Source organism: Desulfurella multipotens (assembly GCF_900101285.1).
Taxonomy (GTDB): Bacteria; Campylobacterota_A; Desulfurellia; order Desulfurellales; family Desulfurellaceae; genus Desulfurella; species Desulfurella acetivorans.
Map to the genome: position 1 here is coordinate 86,917 of NZ_FMYU01000002.1, position 20,143 is coordinate 107,059.

The 20,143-nt window shown below is 31.6% G+C and carries 20 protein-coding genes; 18 read left to right on the forward strand and 2 right to left on the reverse strand.

The window, feature by feature from the left end; translation table 11 throughout:
- Positions 1 to 243: 243 nt before the first annotated feature.
- The 7 genes from BLQ93_RS01670 (at position 244) to BLQ93_RS01700 (ending at position 6,980) form a co-directional block, all read left to right on the forward strand.
- Positions 244 to 531, forward strand: coding sequence for a hypothetical protein (locus tag BLQ93_RS01670; RefSeq protein WP_092127733.1), 288 nt, complete (start codon positions 244 to 246; stop codon positions 529 to 531).
- 1 nt (position 532) lies between these two features.
- Positions 533 to 1,474: a tetratricopeptide repeat protein gene (locus BLQ93_RS01675; RefSeq protein ID WP_092127735.1), complete on the forward strand. Its 942-nt coding sequence runs from the start codon at positions 533 to 535 to the stop codon at positions 1,472 to 1,474.
- 43 nt (positions 1,475 to 1,517) lie between these two features.
- Positions 1,518 to 2,084, forward strand: coding sequence for a TetR/AcrR family transcriptional regulator (locus BLQ93_RS01680; RefSeq protein WP_159427466.1), 567 nt, complete (start codon positions 1,518 to 1,520; stop codon positions 2,082 to 2,084).
- 13 nt (positions 2,085 to 2,097) lie between these two features.
- The gene (locus BLQ93_RS01685; RefSeq protein ID WP_025392666.1) at positions 2,098 to 2,826 is read left to right on the forward strand and encodes a FadR/GntR family transcriptional regulator; all 729 of its coding nucleotides are present in this window, start codon (positions 2,098 to 2,100) and stop codon (positions 2,824 to 2,826) included.
- A 151-nt stretch (positions 2,827 to 2,977) separates the two neighbouring features.
- Positions 2,978 to 4,273 (forward strand): MFS transporter, encoded by a 1,296-nt coding sequence (locus tag BLQ93_RS01690; protein WP_092127739.1) that lies wholly within the window; start codon positions 2,978 to 2,980, stop codon positions 4,271 to 4,273.
- Positions 4,274 to 4,344: 71 nt separating this feature from the next.
- Complete coding sequence (locus BLQ93_RS01695; RefSeq protein ID WP_025392664.1) at positions 4,345 to 5,718, forward strand: FAD-binding oxidoreductase; 1,374 nt, start codon at positions 4,345 to 4,347, stop codon at positions 5,716 to 5,718.
- An 11-nt stretch (positions 5,719 to 5,729) separates the two neighbouring features.
- On the forward strand, positions 5,730 to 6,980 hold the full coding sequence (locus tag BLQ93_RS01700; RefSeq protein ID WP_092127741.1) for a (Fe-S)-binding protein: 1,251 nt from the start codon (positions 5,730 to 5,732) through the stop codon (positions 6,978 to 6,980).
- Here the strand turns inward: BLQ93_RS01700 and BLQ93_RS01705 are convergent.
- Entirely contained in the window at positions 6,977 to 7,942 is a 966-nt protein-coding gene (locus BLQ93_RS01705) for an NAD(P)H-dependent flavin oxidoreductase (protein ID WP_092127742.1), read from the reverse strand. The genes BLQ93_RS01700 and BLQ93_RS01705 overlap by 4 nt on opposite strands.
- 145 nt (positions 7,943 to 8,087) lie before the next feature.
- On the opposite strand from BLQ93_RS01705, the gene def reads away from it, so the two are divergent.
- From def to lnt, 3 genes are read left to right on the forward strand one after another with little or no spacing between them, the layout of a single operon-like run.
- Positions 8,088 to 8,588 (forward strand): peptide deformylase, encoded by a 501-nt coding sequence (gene def / locus BLQ93_RS01710; RefSeq protein WP_025392661.1) that lies wholly within the window; start codon positions 8,088 to 8,090, stop codon positions 8,586 to 8,588.
- Positions 8,585 to 9,496 (forward strand): methionyl-tRNA formyltransferase, encoded by a 912-nt coding sequence (fmt, locus tag BLQ93_RS01715; RefSeq protein WP_092127744.1) that lies wholly within the window; start codon positions 8,585 to 8,587, stop codon positions 9,494 to 9,496. Before def ends, fmt begins: the two co-directional genes overlap by 4 nt.
- A complete protein-coding gene (gene lnt, locus BLQ93_RS01720; protein ID WP_092127746.1) occupies positions 9,475 to 10,920 on the forward strand; it encodes an apolipoprotein N-acyltransferase in 1,446 nt (481 codons plus the stop codon). The genes fmt and lnt overlap by 22 nt, the downstream gene beginning before the upstream one ends.
- 46 nt (positions 10,921 to 10,966) lie before the next feature.
- On the opposite strand, the gene BLQ93_RS01725 is transcribed toward lnt, so the two are convergent.
- Positions 10,967 to 11,203, reverse strand: a complete 237-nt coding sequence (locus BLQ93_RS01725) for a hypothetical protein (protein WP_092127748.1) — start codon at positions 11,201 to 11,203, stop codon at positions 10,967 to 10,969.
- 162 nt (positions 11,204 to 11,365) lie between these two features.
- Here BLQ93_RS01725 and mobB point away from each other — a divergent pair, with 162 nt between their 5' ends.
- The 8 genes from mobB (at position 11,366) to BLQ93_RS01765 (ending at position 20,139) form a co-directional block, all read left to right on the forward strand.
- Entirely contained in the window at positions 11,366 to 11,875 is a 510-nt protein-coding gene (gene mobB / locus BLQ93_RS01730) for a molybdopterin-guanine dinucleotide biosynthesis protein B (protein WP_159427467.1), read from the forward strand.
- Complete coding sequence (locus BLQ93_RS01735) at positions 11,872 to 12,906, forward strand: glycosyltransferase (RefSeq protein WP_092127752.1); 1,035 nt, start codon at positions 11,872 to 11,874, stop codon at positions 12,904 to 12,906. The genes mobB and BLQ93_RS01735 overlap by 4 nt, the downstream gene beginning before the upstream one ends.
- Entirely contained in the window at positions 12,903 to 13,730 is an 828-nt protein-coding gene (locus tag BLQ93_RS01740) for a lysophospholipid acyltransferase family protein (RefSeq protein ID WP_092127753.1), read from the forward strand. Before BLQ93_RS01735 ends, BLQ93_RS01740 begins: the two co-directional genes overlap by 4 nt.
- The gene (locus BLQ93_RS01745) at positions 13,718 to 14,251 is read left to right on the forward strand and encodes a D-glycero-alpha-D-manno-heptose-1,7-bisphosphate 7-phosphatase (RefSeq protein WP_092127755.1); all 534 of its coding nucleotides are present in this window, start codon (positions 13,718 to 13,720) and stop codon (positions 14,249 to 14,251) included. Before BLQ93_RS01740 ends, BLQ93_RS01745 begins: the two co-directional genes overlap by 13 nt.
- Positions 14,221 to 14,817, forward strand: coding sequence for a thiamine phosphate synthase (gene thiE / locus BLQ93_RS01750; RefSeq protein WP_092127757.1), 597 nt, complete (start codon positions 14,221 to 14,223; stop codon positions 14,815 to 14,817). Before BLQ93_RS01745 ends, thiE begins: the two co-directional genes overlap by 31 nt.
- Entirely contained in the window at positions 14,805 to 15,767 is a 963-nt protein-coding gene (moaA, locus tag BLQ93_RS01755) for a GTP 3',8-cyclase MoaA (protein ID WP_092127759.1), read from the forward strand. Before thiE ends, moaA begins: the two co-directional genes overlap by 13 nt.
- 3 nt (positions 15,768 to 15,770) lie before the next feature.
- The gene (moaC, locus tag BLQ93_RS01760; RefSeq protein WP_025392651.1) at positions 15,771 to 16,247 is read left to right on the forward strand and encodes a cyclic pyranopterin monophosphate synthase MoaC; all 477 of its coding nucleotides are present in this window, start codon (positions 15,771 to 15,773) and stop codon (positions 16,245 to 16,247) included.
- 70 nt (positions 16,248 to 16,317) lie between these two features.
- Positions 16,318 to 20,139, forward strand: coding sequence for an EAL domain-containing protein (locus BLQ93_RS01765; RefSeq protein WP_092127761.1), 3,822 nt, complete (start codon positions 16,318 to 16,320; stop codon positions 20,137 to 20,139).
- Positions 20,140 to 20,143 lie beyond the last annotated feature (4 nt).

The following is a 20,143-nucleotide window of genomic DNA, read 5'->3' on the forward strand; positions in this document are numbered from 1 at the left end:
ACACCAAAAGCTAAAATAGAAAAATTTGCCAGTCTTCCAATCAAAGATGCTAAACTTTTTACTGGCTTAAAAGACACCCTTTATTTTATTGGCTTTGATAACAAAACGCATTTTTACAAAGTCTACATTTTTAAAAAAGGCCCATCACATGGGTTTTTTGAAGTTTACTCTCAAAGGGAGCCCATAAGTAGCGCAACAGGCGATAAAGACAATATTTTAATTAGCTCGCAAAATAAAATTTATATGGTAAAAAACGGCCAAAGATTACTTTATTATACCAACCCAAATAAAAATTTTGAACAAATAATTTACAGTGGCTATGGGATTTTTTATACTACAAACGATTCTGTAGGTTTTATACAGAATGCTCAAGCTATGGATTTTGTAAAAGCAAAAAATTCCATGATATTTTTAAAAGATAATGTGCTTTATGTAATGTTTCCATTCAATATGGGCATAATTGGCTTAACAAACATTGATGAATTAAGAAAATACAACTTTCCAATAAAAAGCATGAGGTGGCAAGACTAACATGAAAAACTTATTTGTTTGCATAATTTTAGTAATTTTTTTAATTTTACCTGCCAAAACATATGCTGGAGCATGGGAGCAAGCCCAAGAACTTTGCAAATCAAGTGGTGGAAACTGCAACTACAATATACCAACACCTACGCCTTCTATTGACAAAAGCTACTCAACTACACCCTCTAATCCAAAACCCAGTTCATATACAAAACCAAAAGCACCTGCACTAAGCCCTTCTCAAAGCATGACGATAGGTATATTTGGCAGTCTGCTAAGCGGTTTGTTTAGTGGCATTGGAGATTTTTCAAGCAATGATTACGATTATGAGCAGGCTCAAAAGCAAAAAGCTTACGAAGAAGAACAAAAAAAACTAATGCTCCAAAAGCAAAATGCGCTAAACAAATGGCACGCGATCCAAAGTAGCACTCAATCAAGTTCTTCCAACGCTCAAAACCCACAAACCCAAAACCCACCAATAGCCTTTAAAAATTTTTTCAACACTCCAACTTCTAGCCTACAACCCGCATGGCAAACCAAAGTTAGTGCGCAGGATGTTAAAAATGTATCTTTGGCTCAAAGTGAAAGTCAATTTGATTTTAACCATGAAATACCGATTTTTATTGAAAATAGGCTTAACGATATTGTTCAAGAAAGCCCCTCATCAGTAGAACTTAATGAAAATTCTAAAAAAACTGTTATACACGCTCAAGTGTATTATCAGGAAAACAAGTTAGATAAATCCATACAACAATTAAATAGTGTGATAGAAAGTAATCCATTTAATCCAAATCTACATCACGATATAGCTTTGTTGTATGCTCAAGTTCAAGATTATCAAAAAGCAATTTCTCATATGAACATCTATCTTGCGTTGCTACCAAATGCAAATGATGCTCAATCAGTAAAAGATGAGATGATTAAATGGGAATTTAAATTAAAAGGCGATTAAAAAACATTTGCCAAGAGGTTAAAAAAAGTTTATAATTAATCATGTGAGAAAGTCAAAACAAGAAAGAAAAAATGAAGTATTTAAAGCTATAGGTAAAATTGCAGCTCAAAAAGGTTTTAATAATGTAACAACAAAAGCGGTAGCTGATATATTGCAAGTTTCGCAACCAGCAATTTATAAATACTTTAAAAATAGAGACGAACTAATATTGTATTTTCTGGATAATATAGAAATCCTTTTGAATAATATTATAAAAACAGCAGAAAAAGAAGATAATTTGTATGAAAGAATTTTTAAGCTTATAAATGAGCATTTTAAAATGGTTGAAAACAACGAAGTTCTTCCCGTAATGGTTTTTTCTGATGAAATTCATATTGGTGATATTCAAAAAAAAGAAAAATTGCAAAAAATTGTATTTGATTATAGGCAAAATATTATTAAATTAATTAATGATTGCCCACAAAATCAGGTTATTGCTGATATCATTTTGGGTAGTATAATTTTCAACGGACTTAAATGGCGTTTAAGTAATAAATCTTATTCTTTGTCGTCAAGGTCCGAAGAATTGGCTCAAACAATATGTAAATTATGTATAACAAAAAAAGAATAAATTAGATAATGGTATGATTTTCAAACCAATTAGACAAAAAAAAATCTCAGAAGAAATCGTGGATCAAATAGAGCTTTATATAAAAGATGGTATTTTAAAACCTAATGAAAAATTACCTTCAGAACGTGATTTGGCTAAGATGTTTGAAGTAAGCAGAAGTTCTGTTAGAGAAGCGTTAAATATTTTAGAAGCAAAAGGTTTGATTGAAAGTATTCAGGGTGATGGCACATTTGTAAAATCTGTTGGCGAAGATATACTAAAGGGTATTGACAATTTACTTGTTAAAGACCCAAGGTTAACCTGGGAGCTTATGGAAATTAGAAAAACACTTGAAGTTTGGGCAGTTGAGATGGCAGCAAAAAATGCCGATGAAGAGTCAAAAAAATGTGTTAGCGAAGCTTATTTAGAATTAGAAAAAATAAGCAATAAATCAAATTCTGGTGAATACGAAGATGCAGAGTTTCATTTATCTATCATTAGAGCTTCAAAAAACACTGTACTTTACCATATGATGATGTCGATTTTTAACCTGCTAAAGGATACTGTAAAAGTAGGCAGAGAATACGTCACAAAAATAAAAGGCTTATCAAAAAGAGAGTTGCTACTTGAACATAAAGCTGTGTTAGATGCAATTTTACAAAATGATCCTTTTCTTGCAAAACAAAGTATGTCAAAACACCTTTCTTTTATAGACCAAGAATTTAAAAATTACCTTGACAAATTTAACAAGCAAAACATTTAATGATAATTTATTTCTGTTTTTATTTTAACTTTCATAAATTATAAGATCAATATATGAGTTAATAATTTAAAAATTCAGTTGACATTTAATAAAAAAATACTATAATTTTAGACAATGGTCTGATTATTAGACCAATTTTTAGGAGGTGTGTATGGCCGAAGCCGTTGCAAAAAGTGCTATTTCAAAGGTAAAACGGTTTTTAATACCGTACATGTTTTTGTTGTATGTTATTAATTTTTTAGACAGAGTTAATTTAGGTTTTGCCGCTTTAAAAATGAACAAGGATCTTGGATTAAGCGCTGAACAATTCGGTTTTGCTGCTGGTATTTTTTTTATAGGTTATCTGATATTTCAGGTGCCAAGCAATTTAATGTTACACAAAATTGGCGCAAGGGTTTGGATATCATTAATTTTGGTAATTTGGGGTTTTGTTGCTACTTTAACTGGTTTTGTAAATTCACCAGTGCATCTGTATATTGCTAGATTTTTATTGGGTCTTGCAGAAGCTGGATTTTTTCCTGGTGTTATTTTGTTTTTAACATACTGGTTCCCACAGCGTGAGCTTGCACAGGCTGTGGCTCTATTTATGACTGCTTTGGCGTTTTCCAGTGTTATTGGCTCTCCTATATCAGGTATCATATTGGATCATGTCCATTGGGCTGGGCTTGAAAGCTGGAGATGGCTATTCATATTAGAAGGAGCACCAGCTGTTATATTTGGCATATTAACTTTCTTTATTTTGCCAAACAAACCATCTGAGGCAAAATTTTTAACTCAACAAGAAAGAGATTGGCTGACAAATGAGATAGCTCAAGAGCAAGCAGAAAAAGCCAAACAACAAAAAATGACAGTGGGCGAAGCTATGAAAAATGGACGTGTGTGGTTGCTTGCTTTTATTTATTTTTTTGGACTGATTATGGGATTATATTCAATAAGTTTCTGGTTGCCACAAATCATAAAAGGTTTGTCAAAGTCTTATAGTGCTCAGACAGTTGGGTTTTTAGCTATGATACCATTTTTATTTGCAGCTATAATGATGGTTGTTAATGGCTCATCAGCGGATAAAAAAGCAGAGTGGCGCTATCATACTCAAATTCCTTTGCTCGTAAGTTCTATAGCAATTTTTGCAATGTTATTTATAAAAACACCTGCTACCTCAATAATTGTCTTATCAATAGTTACGGCTGGAGCATATGCTGCGTTTGGACCATTTTGGGCACTGCCAAACAAGTTTTTATCAGGAGCAGCAGCTGCAGCTGGGATTGCAGTAATAAATTCTATAGGAAATTTAGGTGGATTTTTTGCACCTTACATAATAGGTTTTATAAAATCTCATACTGGCAATGTTTATTATGGATTAGCAACTGTAGGCGTGTCTTTGTTGATTTCTGTTATCTTGCTTGCTCTGTTGCCAAAAGAAGCAACTCAAGGCGCAAAACAATATTAATTTTATCGGCTTAGGCTATAATAGTCTAAGCCTTTGGTTTTTTTATTAGTTGGTTTTAGGAGGGCTAGCCTATGCAGAAAGTTTTGATTGAAGAGTTTGAGCGTATTGTTGGCAAACAAAACTGTTTTAGTGAAATAGAAGATACGATGGCCTACAGTTATGATGCTTTTCCAGAAGAGCCAAAAGCGCCCGATATTGTGGTTAAGCCCAATGATTATGAACAAATAGGCCAGATTATAAAACTTTGCAATGAAAACTCTATACCTTTGATTGTAAGGGGCAGTGGCACAAACTTAAGCGGAGGGACATTGCCTGTTAGTGGTGGTTGTGTAATGTTAATGACTGGCTTTAATAAAATACTTGATATAAACACAGATGATTTATACGCTATAGTTCAAGCAGGTGTAGTAACGCAAAAGCTTGCAGACGCTGTAGCCAAAAAAGGCCTGCTCTATCCGCCAGACCCTGCAAGCTTAAAGGTATCCACACTTGGAGGAAATGTAGCAGAAAACTCAGGGGGTCTAAGAGCTCTAAAGTATGGTGTAACAAGCCACTATTTAATGGGTGTAAAGTTTTTTGATAATGAAGGCAATTTAATAAAAGGTGGCGGAAAACCTGTAAAACTTGTAACAGGCTACAATCTACCTGGTTTGATGCTTTCCAGTGAAGGTACGCTTGGTGTAATGGTTGAGTTTATACTAAAGCTTGTACCGCCACCTCAATCAAGAAAAACGCTGCTTGTTGTTTACGATGATTTAATAAAAGCTTCTCAAACTGTCTCAGATATTATAAGTTCAAAGATTGTACCTGCAACGCTTGAAATATTGGACAACTTTACCATACAAACAGTAGAAAAATACCACCACCTGGGCCTTCCAACAAGCGCTCAAGCAATACTTTTAATAGAAGTAGACGGACATGAAGCTGCAGTAGAAGATGAGTACAAAAAGGTAGCAGATATATGCAAATCTTTAGGCGGCCAGATTTATATAGCAAAGGATGACTTAGAGCGCGACAGCTTATGGCAGGCAAGGCGTGATGCGCTAAGTTCTCTTGCAAGGCTTAATCCTACATTGATACTGGAAGATGCAACGGTACCAAGAAGCAAAGTACCAGCTATGATGCAGGCAATTAGCGAGATAGCCAAAAAGTATAATTTGCTTATTGGTACATTTGGTCATGCAGGTGATGGCAACCTTCACCCAACAATCCTAACGGATAAGCGCAATAAAGAAGAAATGAAAAGGGTAGAAAAAGCCATAGATGAAATCTTTGAAATAACCCTTAAGCTCGAAGGTACACTAAGCGGTGAACACGGTATTGGCATAGCCAAGGCAAAGTATTTGGAAAGCGAAGTGGGACAAAGCACAATTGCTTTTATGAAAAAGCTAAAATTTGGGCTTGACCCAGGAAATATTTTAAATCCTCACAAAATGAGTTTATAAGAAGGCGTGTTATGAAGGATAATAAAGTAGATGAAATAGTAAAAGAACTAAAAGAGCTAGAGCCTTTGATAATGCAATGTTCAAAGTGTGGTACATGCCAATCAGTTTGTCCCATATACGATAAAGATTTAATTGAAACTTCCGTAGCAAGAGGCAAGCTTGCCTTAATTGAAGCGATATATGAAGGGCGTATAGAAGAAGCACAAAGGATATTTAAACATCTAGATTACTGTGTAATGTGCACAAGGTGCAAACAGTACTGCCCAAGCGGTGTATCTACAGATGAAATATTTTTAAGGGCAAAATCAATATTGCGAAAAATAAAAGAACTCCCAAACTGGCAGAAAGCTGTGCTTAAAATTATCATGCAGAAACCTACTCTTGTAGCAAAAACAGCACCTTTGATGCACATTGGTTTGAAATTTGGCTCAAAACAGGTTAAAGAAGATGTGTTCAAGCCCTTATTTAAAGAGTTTTCGCAAAGAAACATAGTATCTATAAAATCAAGACCTTTTACTTCCAAATATGGTGGATTGAATAAAGCAAAAGAAGAAAAAATGCGTGTAATATTCTATCCAGGGTGCGCAATAACATACATTTATACCAACTGGGGAGAAGCTATAGTAGAGGTATTGAATTATTACGGTGTAAGTGTTTATGTACCAAAAACAAATAAATGTTGTGGTATACCTGCTGCCACTATGGGAGATCTTGATCTATACAAACAGATGGTAAACAAAAACCTAGATTGGTTTGACTCAATTGAAGACGCAAGCTACATAATAACAGCCTGTCCTACATGTCAGTATGGTTTAAATGATATGGGGCAAAAAATTACCAAAAGAAAAGCAAAAGTTCCTATGATGGATATAGTTGTGTTTTTAAAAGAAGTGCTTTCTATAGACATAGAACCTCAAGAAGAAGAAAAATCCACACTTCACATACCATGCCATTATGAAAGAGAAAAAGACAATATGCTAAAAGAATTTATGAGCAAAAATATAGCAAAAGACTTTTCAAGTTTAGAAAATCAAAGTTGTTGTGGCTTTGGCGGAACATTTAACATAAAATATTATAAAGATTCAGGTGAAATCCCGAAATCAAAAACCCAGGAAATTAAAGAAAAAGGTTTTAAGAAACTCTTTACTCCATGTCCTGGGTGTGCTATGCAGCTTAGTGATGTTTTAATAAAAGAAAACTTAGATACCAAAGTTATGCACCCAATAGAAGTCATATATGAAGGGATAAAAAAGCCAGGCTAAATAAGTCTGGCTTGTTGCTCGATAATTTGCTTTGCCTGGTTAATTATATTCACTATAACTTCTGTTGTAGTTGGTATATCATTTATTAACCCAATTACCTGGCCACATGCAAGTAAAGCATTGTCAATTGAACCTTCTTCTAACATTTTTTTACCATTTAGTCCGCTTAGATATGGAGCTAATTCTTCTAGTGTAGCTTTATTGTTTTCTAATTCTAAAACTTTTAAAGCGTGTTTATTTTTGAAAGCTCTCAGTGTATTTTTTAAACTACGTTCTACCAAAACCGTATCGGTTTCTTTTGCGTTAAGTAATGCTTGTTTAATGTTTTCATGCACAGGTGCTTCTTTAGTCATCATAAATCTTGTACCCATGTTTACTGCACAAGCGCCTAGTGATAATGCAGCAACAAATCCTCTTGCGTCGCCAAAACCGCCTGAAGCTATAATAGGAATATTAAGTTCATCTTTTGCTCTTGGTATTAAGATTAAAGAAGTTACATCATCTTCACCAGGGTGACCCGCACACTCAAATCCATCAATACTGACATAGTCACAGCCTATATTTTGTGCTTTTATAGCATGTCTAATTGATGTACATTTGTGTATAATTTTTACATTATTGTTTTTTAATTTTTCAATATAATCAGCAGGGTTTCTGCCAGCAGTTTCTACTATTTTTACACCACTTTGGACTATAGCATCAATGTAGGCATCGTAATTTACTGGCTTTAGTGTGGGTAAAAATGTAAGATTTACACCAAAAGGCCGTGTGGTTAATTTTTTTGTTTGTTCAATTTCATTTGCAAGTAGCTCTGGAGTTTCAAAACTAAGGGCAGAAAGTATACCCAAACCTCCAGCATTTGATACAGCGCTAACAAGTTCTTTTTTTGAAATCCACATCATGCCACCTTGCATAATAGGGTATTCTACATTAAAATCTTTTGTAAATTGTGTTTCAAACATTCTGTTCCTCCTCTTTTTACGTAAACGTCAAATTAAATATACCATAAATTTAAATATCAGTCAACTGTTATATATTATTTATTTAAAAATGTTTTCTTGACTTAGATAGACAAAAAAGTATAATTTAAAAAAAGGAGACAGTTTTATGGACTATAAAATATTAACTTATCCAGATAAAGAGCTAAAAAAAGTTTCAAGTGCAGTTGACAAGATTGATGATAGTATTTTAGAGCTTATTGATTCTATGGGCCGGATCATGTTAAAAAACAATGGTATCGGTCTTGCAGCACCTCAAATAGGTATAAAAAAAAGAATAATTATAGTGGATGAAAGGGCAATTGGTGCAAATAGTAACATAATAGCAATGGTTAACCCTAAAATTGTTTCATATGAGAGTTTTTATGAAGAACATGATGAAGGTTGTTTGAGTGTTCCTGGTTTTTACGGAAAAGTAAACGATCGCAGGCGATATATAAAAGTTCAATACCTTGATTTAAAAGAACAGGTGCAAGAAGTTGAGTTCGATAATTTTTTGTCGGTTGTTATTCAACATGAGATAGATCACTTAAATGGCATTTTGTTTGTTGACAGGATTAATTTTGTTGAAAAATTAAGATTTAAAAAATTTTTAAAAGAAAATAAATGAATATAGCTTTTTTTGGTACAAGCGATATTGGCATTGAAACGTTAAAAAGTATAAATGAGCATTTTTCCGTAAAAGCAGTTATTACAACAAAAGATAAAAAAGGCAAACGTAACAAAATTCTAATTGAAAGCCCTATCAAAAAACAGGCAATTGAGCTCGGTCTTAATTTTTTTCAACCAGAAAAGTTTGATGATAATTTTTTAAGCCAGATAAAAGACTGCCAGATGGGTATATTGTTTTCTTATGGCAAAATAATACCTCAAAATGTCATTGATGCTTTTAAATACGGCATTTTGAATATACATCCAAGCATATTACCAAAATACAGGGGTGCTTCTCCAATCATAAGCGCGCTCTTAAACGGTGATTTATACACAGGCATAAGCATAATAAAGCTTACCAAAGATCTGGATGCAGGTGATTGTTTAATGCAAAAGATTATTGAAATAACACCAGACGACAATAATATTACACTGTCAAATAGAATTTCTTACCTGGCAAGCCAGATGATTATTTGCGCTATTGAGTTTTATAAAGATGGTTTATTAAAACCAAAACCCCAAAAAGGCAATATATCATACACTAAAAAATTTAACAAAAATGATGCTTTAATAAATTTTGAAACTGATGACGCCTGTTTTGCAGTTAGAAAGGTAAAAGCTTTTGCTGGTTATCTGGATGCTTTTTTTTACTACAATTCAAAAATTTATAAAATATTAAAAGCAAGTGTTTGCGATCTTAGCGCAACACCAGCAACTGTTGTGAAAGTAAGCAAAAACTCACTTATAATAGCTTGTAAAAACAAAAGCATTAGTATAGAGCAAATTAAACCCGAAGGTAAGAATGCAATGTCAATTGAAGCATTTTTAGCAGGACACAAATTTCAATGTGGTCAAAAAATAACATAGAGCGTTTTGCTTTTATTTTAGCACCATTTTTGCTTATTCTATCTTTTTATTATTCTTTTATTTCTTTTTTTGCATTTGTGCCGCTTTTAATTTCTCTAAATTCACAAAAAAGCGCAAAAGTATTTTTAGATGTTTTTTTGATAATCAGTATTTCTTTTTTACCTTTTTTCCTTTTTTTGTATATTGGTTTATTAAAAGGTATTTATGTTTACAATCATGTACCGTTTTTTTTAGCTTTTTCTATGTATTTTGGTGTCTGTATATACCAGTTGGCATATACAATAGTACCGTTTTATTTAATAAAAAAATTTAATATCAGCTTTTTGCTTTTGCCTGTTTTTTACATAGCTTTCGAATATTTGCGTTCCATTGTGCTATATGGAGATCCTATTGGAAATGTGAGTATGTTTGTTTACAATATGCCATTTTTTATAAAAGATGCAACTTGGTTTGGTTCTTATTTTGTGGGGTTAAAACTTTTATTTGTTAATGTAGCAATATATTATTTGTACAAAAATAAAATAAAGCATGCCCTCATAATTTTAGGTGTAATTGCTTGTTTATTTTTTGTTGTTAATCTTCCAGCAAAAAATGGTTCAATGAAAAAATCCATAGCATTAATTCAGGGTAATATTTCACAATCTCAAAAGTGGGACAATGCTATGTTGATTAATAATTTAAATGTTTATGTAAATGCTACAAAAAAAACAAACGCTGATCTTGTAGTCTGGCCAGAAAGTGCTTATCCATTTTTATTTAAACCGCAAGATTTTGATAACCTACTTGGTTATTATAAAACACCTATAATTTTTGGCGCCCAAACCCAAAGGGGCAGTAATTATTATAATTCTGCAGTTTTTTTTAATAATAGAAAATACGACTATTATGATAAACACGAGCTTGTACCATTTGCAGAATTTATACCACTAAGGAAATATCTAAGCTTTATACCCACTGTTACGAAATTTGGTAGTTTTACTCATGGTAAGAGATTTACATTATTTGATGTTGATGGCCTTAAAACTGCGGCTATCATTTGCTATGAGGAAGATTTTGAAAATATTGCAAGAACTTTCAAGACTTTAGGAGCAAGGTTGCTTGTAGTTATAACAAATGATGCATGGTTTGGCAATACGCCTACATTTCATTTGTTTTATAGGGATGATTTTTACAGGGCTGTAGAAAACAATATATATGTTGCGCGATGTGCTAATACTGGTTTTAGTATGATAGTTAGTCCACAAGGCAAAATGATAACAAATTTAAAGCCTTATACTTTTGGCATACTAAAGGCTGATATTGTATTTGATGACAAAAAAATAACTATTTTTGATAAATTTGGACACTTTTTTGGTTTATTTGATTTAATTTTTACTGGAATTTTACTTTCAATAGCTATTATTAAAAAGAAAAAGGCAGCCTAAAGCTGCCCTGCTTGACACCTTTTGTGCACAAAAAGTTTCACGCAACTTATTTTGTTGCGTTTGTTGCGTTTGTTGCATTAGCTGGTGCAGCTGTTGCGTTTGTTGCGTTTGTTGCATTAGCTGGTGCAGCTGTTGCGTGTGTTGCATTAGTTACATTGGTAGTGTTTGTAGTGTTAGTTGCGTTTGTTGCCTGTTTTTTCTGGCAAGACGCAAGTGTTAAGCTTGATGCTACTACCACTGCTAATGCTGCTGTTTTAAAGCTTTTGCTCAATAAGTTTGACATTGTCTAAAACCTCCTCAAATGTCACTCTTAGATTAAGGTAATATACACAAAAAATACAAATTTGCAAGAAAAATCTCATTGTAATTAACATTAGCAACACAGCAAAAGCTAAAGTTTGACTAATCTTTATTAACTCATATAATGATTTTTGGAGGTTTCAAAATGAGTTATGTGTTAGGCGTAATTGGACATTCTAATGCGGGAAAAACCACTTTAATAGAGCATATTATAGCTGAGCTTAAAAAAGAAAATAAATTGATAGGAGCTATAAAGCATGATGCGCATGATTTTGAGATAGACCACAAGGGTAAAGATACATATAGATTAAAATCGGCTGGGGCAAGTTGTGTTGCTATATCTTCTCAAAATAAATGGGCATTAATTCAAGATGTTGATAAAGAAAAAGCGCTCAAAGAGATTTTATCTTTTTTTGATTATTGCGATTATGTATTTGTAGAAGGCTATAAGCTTGAGGATATACCAAAAATTGAAGTCTACAGAAGCGAATTTAGCTATACGCCCCTTGTACAAAGTGGTATAGAAAATGTTATACTTGTTGTAACAGATGAGCCTCAAAGGCACTTTGGTGTACCAACAAGGCACATTGATGACTACAAAGGCATTGTGGAGTTTATAAAACACCACGAGCATGTTTCGAAAATGAAAAAATGAATATATTGCAAATAGAACCAGCATTTTCTCTTTCTGGTGGTGCAAATCAGGTTGTATTAAATACTAAAGAGCTCATTAGAAGAAACCATAGAGTTTTTGTAGCAACAATTAAAGATTCTTATGTTTACAAAAATCTTGATGGATATTGTGAAATTGTAGAAATTTTTGATGATAATAACAGATCTGCAAAAATCATAAAGGATTTTTTAAAAAAGCAACACATTGATATAATTCATACACACCACCCAAAAGGTCATGCAATAGGTTTAAAATCTGTTGGGTTTCAGAAAAAAGAAAAACTAGTTGTCCAACGCGGTGTTATTTTTACGCCACAAAATTTATTCAAATATCTAAACCCAAAAATTGATGCGTATATTGCAAATGCTATGGCAGTTGAACGCTCACTAAGAAAGATTTTTATAAGTAAAAAAAAGATTCATATAATCTATAGCGCCATAGATCAAAACTCACTTGAATATATAGATAGAAAAGCTGCAAGGCAATATCTTGGTTTAGATGGTTTTGTATTTGGTATTATTGCAAATTATTCAAGCTACAAAGGCCATGATTTGCTTCTTGAATCTTTTGCTGTTTCAAAATTAAATGCCACACTTGCAATAATAGGTAAAGATACGCACAATCTTTTAGACAAATGCAAAAAGCTTGGTATATTAGACAGAGTAAAAATATATGGTCTTGTTGAAAATGCAGGGCGCTTTATGAGCGCTTTTGATTATCTGGTTGTGCCATCTTTAAAAGAAGCTCTATCCAATGTTATAATAGAAGCATTTTTTAGAAAAGTACCTGTTATTGGTACAAATATTGGTGCTATACCAGAACTACTCGAAGACCACAGAGGAATTTTGGTTGAGCCTACAAAAAAAAGCTTATCAGATGGCTTAATTAAAGCCTATATTGGCAAAGATAGCAATTTGATAAATAATGCTTATAAATTTGCAACAGAACATTTGACGATAGAAAAAAAAATAGATAAATTGGAAAGCTTGTATGAAAGGCTTATTTTAAAATGAAATTTATTTTTAGATTATTTAGAGCTTTACCATATCATATATTAGTTTGTTTTTTTAGCATTATAAGTATTTTGCTGTATTTTATTTTGACAAGCAGAAGAAAAATTGGTTTGAAAAATATTGAATTAGCCTTAGGTGTTGATAGAGCAAAAGCAAAAAATATACTTTTTAAAACTTACCTTTATTTTGCTAAAATGGTTGCGATAAACATTAAATATCTGGGGAATAAAAAATTCATAGAAAAACATTTTAAAATAGAAGGATTGGAAAACTTTGAAGAAGCCTTAGCGCATAATAGAGGCGTTATTTTTACAACTGCCCATTTTGGCAATTTTGAGATGCTTGTGTGTGGTTTTGCTGTATTAAAGCAATCAATTAATGTAATGGTAAGACCACTTGATAATATGGCTCTTGACAGGCTTGTTTTAAATTTAAGACAGTCTTGTGGCAATAATATTGTATCATCCAGGCTTTCAACTTTTGAATTTTTAAATATGCTTAAAAAAAATCAGATACTTGGAATACTTGCAGATCAGTATGGAGGCTCAAAAGGTTTAGAAGTGGATTTTTTTGGAAAAAAGGCAAAATCATCAGAAGGCATAGCTATACTTTCATACAAAAATAAAACGCCAATCTTACCAGCATATTTAAAAGAAGAAGGCAAAACATACAAGATAGTTATAAAAAAACCTATATATCCAAAAGATGAGCCATTTAGGCAAGCCGTATATACAATAATGTGTAGCATTTACGCAGAATTTGAAGATTGGATAAAAAAAGAGCCAACAAAATACTTATGGATGCACAATAGATGGAAAACCTAGCAGTTTTTTTGGATAGAGACGGTACAATTATTAAAGACGCAGGGTATTTGAAGCGCTTTAGTGATATTAGACTTTTGCCTTACACAAAAAAAGCTCTTGAGTTATTTGCCAAGATGCATTATAAAATTATAGTAGTTACAAATCAATCAGGTATTGCGCGCGGTTATTTTAGCGAAGAATTTGTAATAAAAACCCACGAGATAATAAACAAACGTTGTTCGAATTTGATAGATGCTTTTTACTATTGCCCGCATTTACCTGAAGATAATTGTGCTTGCAGAAAACCAAAAACAGCTTTAATCGATCAAGCAATTGCTGATTTTAATATAAAAAAAGAAGGCTCATATGTTATAGGTGATAAAGAATCGGATATTGAGCTAGGCTTAAATGCGGATATTGAGCCAATTTTGGTATTAACTGGAGAAGGCAAAAAGTATAAATCAACAACAAAAGCATCTTACATATTTAAAAATTTATATGAGGTAGCACTATGGATTTACCAAAAGGTTTCTATGGTATAACGCTTGAAACAGATAGTATAGGCACATGCAAAAAGCTATTAAATTTTGGCGTACAGATGATTCAATACAGGGCAAAAAATCTATCAAGCAAGCAAATGCTAAATGAATGTTTTCAAATAAGAAGTCTTACAAAACAGGCCAATGTTTTGATGATTGTAAATGATAGGGTAGATATTGCCTTGATTGTTGGCGCAGATGGTGTTCATGTGGGGCAAGATGATATACCACCATCAAGTTTGAGAAAAATCGTGCCTAATAACTTTATCATTGGTTTATCAACACACTCTATAGAGCAAGTTTTAAGCCCGGAAGTTGATTTTGTAGATTATATCGGTGTTGGGGCAATATTTGAAACAAGCACAAAAGACACAGTGGTAATCGGAACAGAACTTGCCAAACAAATGGTTGATTTATCCAAAAAGCCAGCATACCTTATAGGTGGCATAAAGTTATCCAATATAGATAGCATAAAAGGCATTGGTGCTTATGGCTTTACAAGCATATCGGATGTACTGTATAATGATTATGAGCATTTTTTGGAGATGATAAAGAAGTGGAACAGTTGATAGATCCTTTTGGTAGAAAAATAGATTACTTAAGGATATCCGTTACAGACAGATGCAATTACAGGTGTGTGTATTGTATGCCGCTTGAAGGTGTACCTTTCAAAGATATGAGCGAGATTTTGACTTATGAAGAAATTGTGTTGTTTGCAAAAGCCGCATATGATCTTGGTGTTAGAAAAATTAAATTAACCGGCGGAGAACCTTTGGTTAGAAAGCACATATACAGGCTTATCAAGATGTTAAAAGATATTGGCTATAGCGATATATCACTTACAACAAACGGTAGTTTGCTAAAATACTATGCACAATTGCTTAAAGAAAGCGGACTCAATAGAGTTACGGTTAGTCTTGATACGCTTGATAAAGATAAATTTAGATCAGTTACAAGGCTTGGCAATTTAGACGATGTAATGTCAGGTTTCGATGAACTTGATAAGGCAGGTTTTACAAATACGAAAATCAACAGCGTAATTATGCGTACCTACAATATTGAGTGCATAGAAAATTTATTGAATTTTGCTATATCAAGAAATTACGAGATAAGATTTATAGAATATATGCCAACGGATTTTAATGAAAATTTTAAAGAAAATTTTGTATCCATAGATGAAATAAAAAGTATAATTAAAAATAAACACAGTCTTAGACAAACAAGCTATAAAACAAATGGGCCAAGTCAATATTGCGAAATTGAAAATACACGCGTTGGCTTTATTACACCTTTATCTCACAATTTTTGCGCTTTTTGCAATAGAATTAGACTTTCTTCTGATGGAAATCTTATACTGTGTCTTGGACACGATATAAAAATCAATTTTAAAGATGTTTTAAAACAAAAAGATCTATTACAAATAAAAGAATTACTAAAAAAGTCTATAACAAAAAAACCAAAACAACATCAATTGCTTACAACAAATATCCATCAATCTTTTTCTAATATTGGAGGATAAAAAGTGGAATTTACGCATTTTAATAAGCAAAATAAGCCTACTATGGTAGATGTATCAAACAAAGAGGCAACGCTTAGAATTGCTAGCGCGCAAGCTATTGTTAGACTATCTAAACAAGCATACATTGCAGTTAAAGAAGGTACAGTTAAAAAAGGAGATGTATTGTCTGTGGCAAGTACAGCAGGCATAATGGGAGCAAAGCAAACGCCACACTTGATACCGATGTGCCACCCATTAAATATTGAGCAAATAAACATTGATTTTGAATTAAACGACGAAGATTGTACAATAAGAGTCATTTCTACTGCAAAAATAACAGCAAAAACGGGTGTTGAAATGGAAAGTTTGTGTGCCTGTTCTATTGCTGCTTTAACTATTTACGATATGTGTAAATCTATAGATAAATCAATTGAAATAACAGATATTTATCTGCTTAAAAAAAGTGGTGGCAAATCAGGTGATTTTGAAAGGCAACTCTAAATTTTAAAAATTTGCCCATTTCAATAAATTTGCTATAATAAATTTAGTTATGTAATAAAAGTTCAAAAATATGAAAGATGTATTGTTTAAAAAGTTACCCATAATTATTTATGAATCAATAGTTAGTATAAAATGCGAAAATGTAGAAATAATAAGCATTGATTTACTGGAAAATACTTATGTTGAATCCTTAACGGGCTATACAAAAGAGGAACTATCAGATCCATTATTTTGGTTTAGCAAAATTCACGAAGACGACAAGCATACTATTTTAGAAAAATTATCCGCTTTAAAAACCGATGAATCAACAAGCTGTACCTACAGGTTTCTTACAAAAGATGGTTCATATTTATATTTAAAAAACAATGTCTATATACTTGAAAAAGACGGCAATACCTATAAAAATATTGGTTTTGTAGAAAATTTAACAGATGTATTTAATTTGCAAGTACAATTGCAACAATCACTTGATTTGTTTAGATTATTATCAGATGAATCGCCTGTTGGTGTTTACATGCTTGGTAAAAATTCTTATATTTATGTAAACCAAAGAGCTTTAGATATATTGGGATATACATTTGATGAAATAAAAAATATTAACCCCATTGACTTATTTTATGAAGAAAAAGATAGATACAAAATAAACGATATCTTACAAAGACGCTTTAGTGGAGAGAAATTTTCTTCAAATTATAGCGAAATAAAAATGATAAAAAAAGACAAAAGTATTATTTATGTAAATTTATCTGCAAATACTATTAAATACAAAAATGAGTATGTAGCCTTTGGCACACTTGTTGATATTACAGATCAAAAATTAATTGAAAAACTTTATTTTGTACTAAAAGAGATAAATAAACTAATTACTTTTGTAAACGATGAAGCAGAGTTATTTGAAAGCGTTTGCAGAATTTTGGTTGAAAAGCTGGATTTTGAGCTTGCAAGTGTTGGTTGTATAAACGAAAATAGAGATTTTATAATAAAATATTTAAATGCTAAAAATGAATCAATTTTAGAAGATTTTAAAGCTTTAAAAATATCAGCAAACCAGGATTTACCATACGGTAGAGGTACTGTTGCAAAAGCAATACAAACAGGCAAGATTACACTTGTAGCCAATATTAATTTAGATGAATCAATGAATTATTGGATTGAATACTTTAAAAAACACGGTATTTTATCAGCTTGCGCAATACCTATAATGTTTAATCAAAGTATTGAGTATGTATTACTGTTACATTCAAAAATTATTAACCAATTTAATGAAAAATATTTAGATATATTGGAAGAAATAAAATCTGATATAAGTTTTGCGCTCCAGAAAATAAGGGATCAACAATACAAAACCATCCTGGATAAGGCTATATGGTCTTCTTCAGAATGGGTGTTAATTACTTTTGCTGATGGCACAATTGAGTATGCAAACAAAGCGGTAAGTGATATTTCCGGGTATGATCTACAAGAATTAATCAATAAAAAACCTTCTATTTTTAAATCTGGATATCACAGCGATAAGTTTTATAAAAATATGTGGGATAGTTTGCTTAATGGAAAGAATTATACATGTACTTTTGTAAATAAAAATAAAAAAGGAGAGCTATTTTATCTTAATTCTTTGATTATTCCTGTAAAAGTTAATGGCAAAATAAGCCGGTTTGTTGATCTTTCAAGAGACATAACAAAAGAAATAAGGCATCTTCAAACAATAGAAAATTTGTCAAATATATATGCTACTTTGTCCGAAATCAATCAATTGCTTGTGTATGAAAAAAAAGAAGAAGCAATATTTAATAAAATAACCGAAATCTTAATCAAGTATGCAAAATTTAAAATCGCGTATGTAGCATTAACTGATGAAAACAACAATTTTTATATAGGTGCTTCAAGCTTTGAAAATCCATCCCATCAGGTTTTTTTAGATTTTGTATCTGAACAGTTCAATATTTTGAAAACTCAAGATAATGATAAATTTAATCTACATAGATTTCCCTTTTTTAAATCCGTTAAAAATAAACGTGTTTACATAATAAATGATGAAAATACAAAAGATTTGCGACCCTTTAATACTGAAGCTGCAAAAATTGGTATGCGCTCATGCTGTTCTATACCTATTATTAAAAAAAATAAATCAATTGGTGCTATTGTAGCTTTATCTGACAAAGCAAACTTTTTCAACAAAAATATATACGAATTATTAAAAGAAATTACACTGGATATAAACTATGCGCTGGACAATATAGAAACTCAACGATGGCGTGATATTGTTATGCTTGCAATAGATAGAAATGAAAATTTAATTGGTGTTATGGATAGAAACTTTAGACTAGTATATGTAAATGAAGCTGTTGAAAAAATTACAGGTTTTACAAAAGATGAGGTCATTGGTAAACACCATTCTATTTTTAGTTCTAAAACGCACAGCAAAGAATTTGCAATAAATTTTTATAAAACATTAACTTCTGGCAAGATTTTTTCCGATGTTATAACTTACAAAACAAAAGATGAAAAATTTTTTAGTGCACTTGTTAGTATTGTACCGTTCATAGAAAATAATCAAATACAGTACTATGTGAGTATTGCAAAAGATATATCAAAAGAAAAAACTCTCTATGAAAAGATCAATTATTTAACTAATTTTGATGCTTTAACCAATCTGCCAAAACGTCAGGCTTTTATAGATTACATTGAAAGATTTATAAAACGTGCAGAAATTGAAAATAAAATCGGAGCAATTGCCATTATAAATCCTATTAATTTTGGTAACATCAACAAAGCGTATGGTTTTGAATTTGGCAATGAATTACTTAAGAAAATAGCAGAAAGGTTAGGCAAAATAGTAAGGCAAATTGATATAGTTGCAAAGCTTGAATCGGATAAATTTGCGGTTTTGCTTAAAGATCTTTCATTTGAAGAAGATAGTTTAGTTTTAATGGTAAACATAATAAAAGTTCTCTGTGATGATTATAATATAAATGGTACTATAGTTAAGCTTTCTTTTAATGCAGGTGTAAGTTTGTATCCAAAAGATTCAAAAAACCCAAAAGTACTTTTGGAAAAAGCAGAAATTGCGGTATCCGATGCTAAAGAAAAAGGAGAAGGGGCATTGGGTTTTTACAGACAGGAAGTAGAAGATAGTGCAAAAGAAAAACTCTCACTTAGGTACAATATAACAAAAGCACTTTCTAATAAGGAATTTTTGGTATATTATCAGCCTTATTTTGATACAAAAACAAAAAAAATCATAGGGGCAGAATGTTTGCTGAGATGGAAAAAAGGTGATAAAATTATACCGCCTTTAGAATTTATACCTTTTTTAGAAGAAACGGGCCTTATTTTGAATGTTGAAGAATGGTTAAAAAATGAAATAGCACAAAGTATTAGCTTAAGAAAAAATAAAATACCTATATCAATAAACATTTCACCAATAAGTTTTAAACAAAAAAGATTTATAGATGAAATTGCTTCTATAATAAATTTATACTCAATTGACCCTTCTTTGATTGTGATTGAAATGCTTGAACGTACATTTATAGAAGATTTCCCATATTATAAAGTTTTTTTGAATTCGCTTAAAAGTTACAATATAAAATTAGCTTTGGATGATTTTGGTACAGGTTACTCTTCTTTGTCATATTTGAGTGAGCTACCATTTGATTATATAAAGATAGATATATCTTTTGTAAGAAAGATGCTTTTTGATTCAAAAGCAAAATCTATTGTTGAAACAATTATTTATTTATCACATAATTTAGGTATAAAGACAATAGCAGAAGGTATAGAAAATAAAGAGCAACTTGATATGTTAGAAAAATTAGGCTGTGATGCCATGCAGGGATTTTTATTATCAAAACCTATCACTAAGGAAGAATTTGATCGTTTAATAGGAGAATGATGCT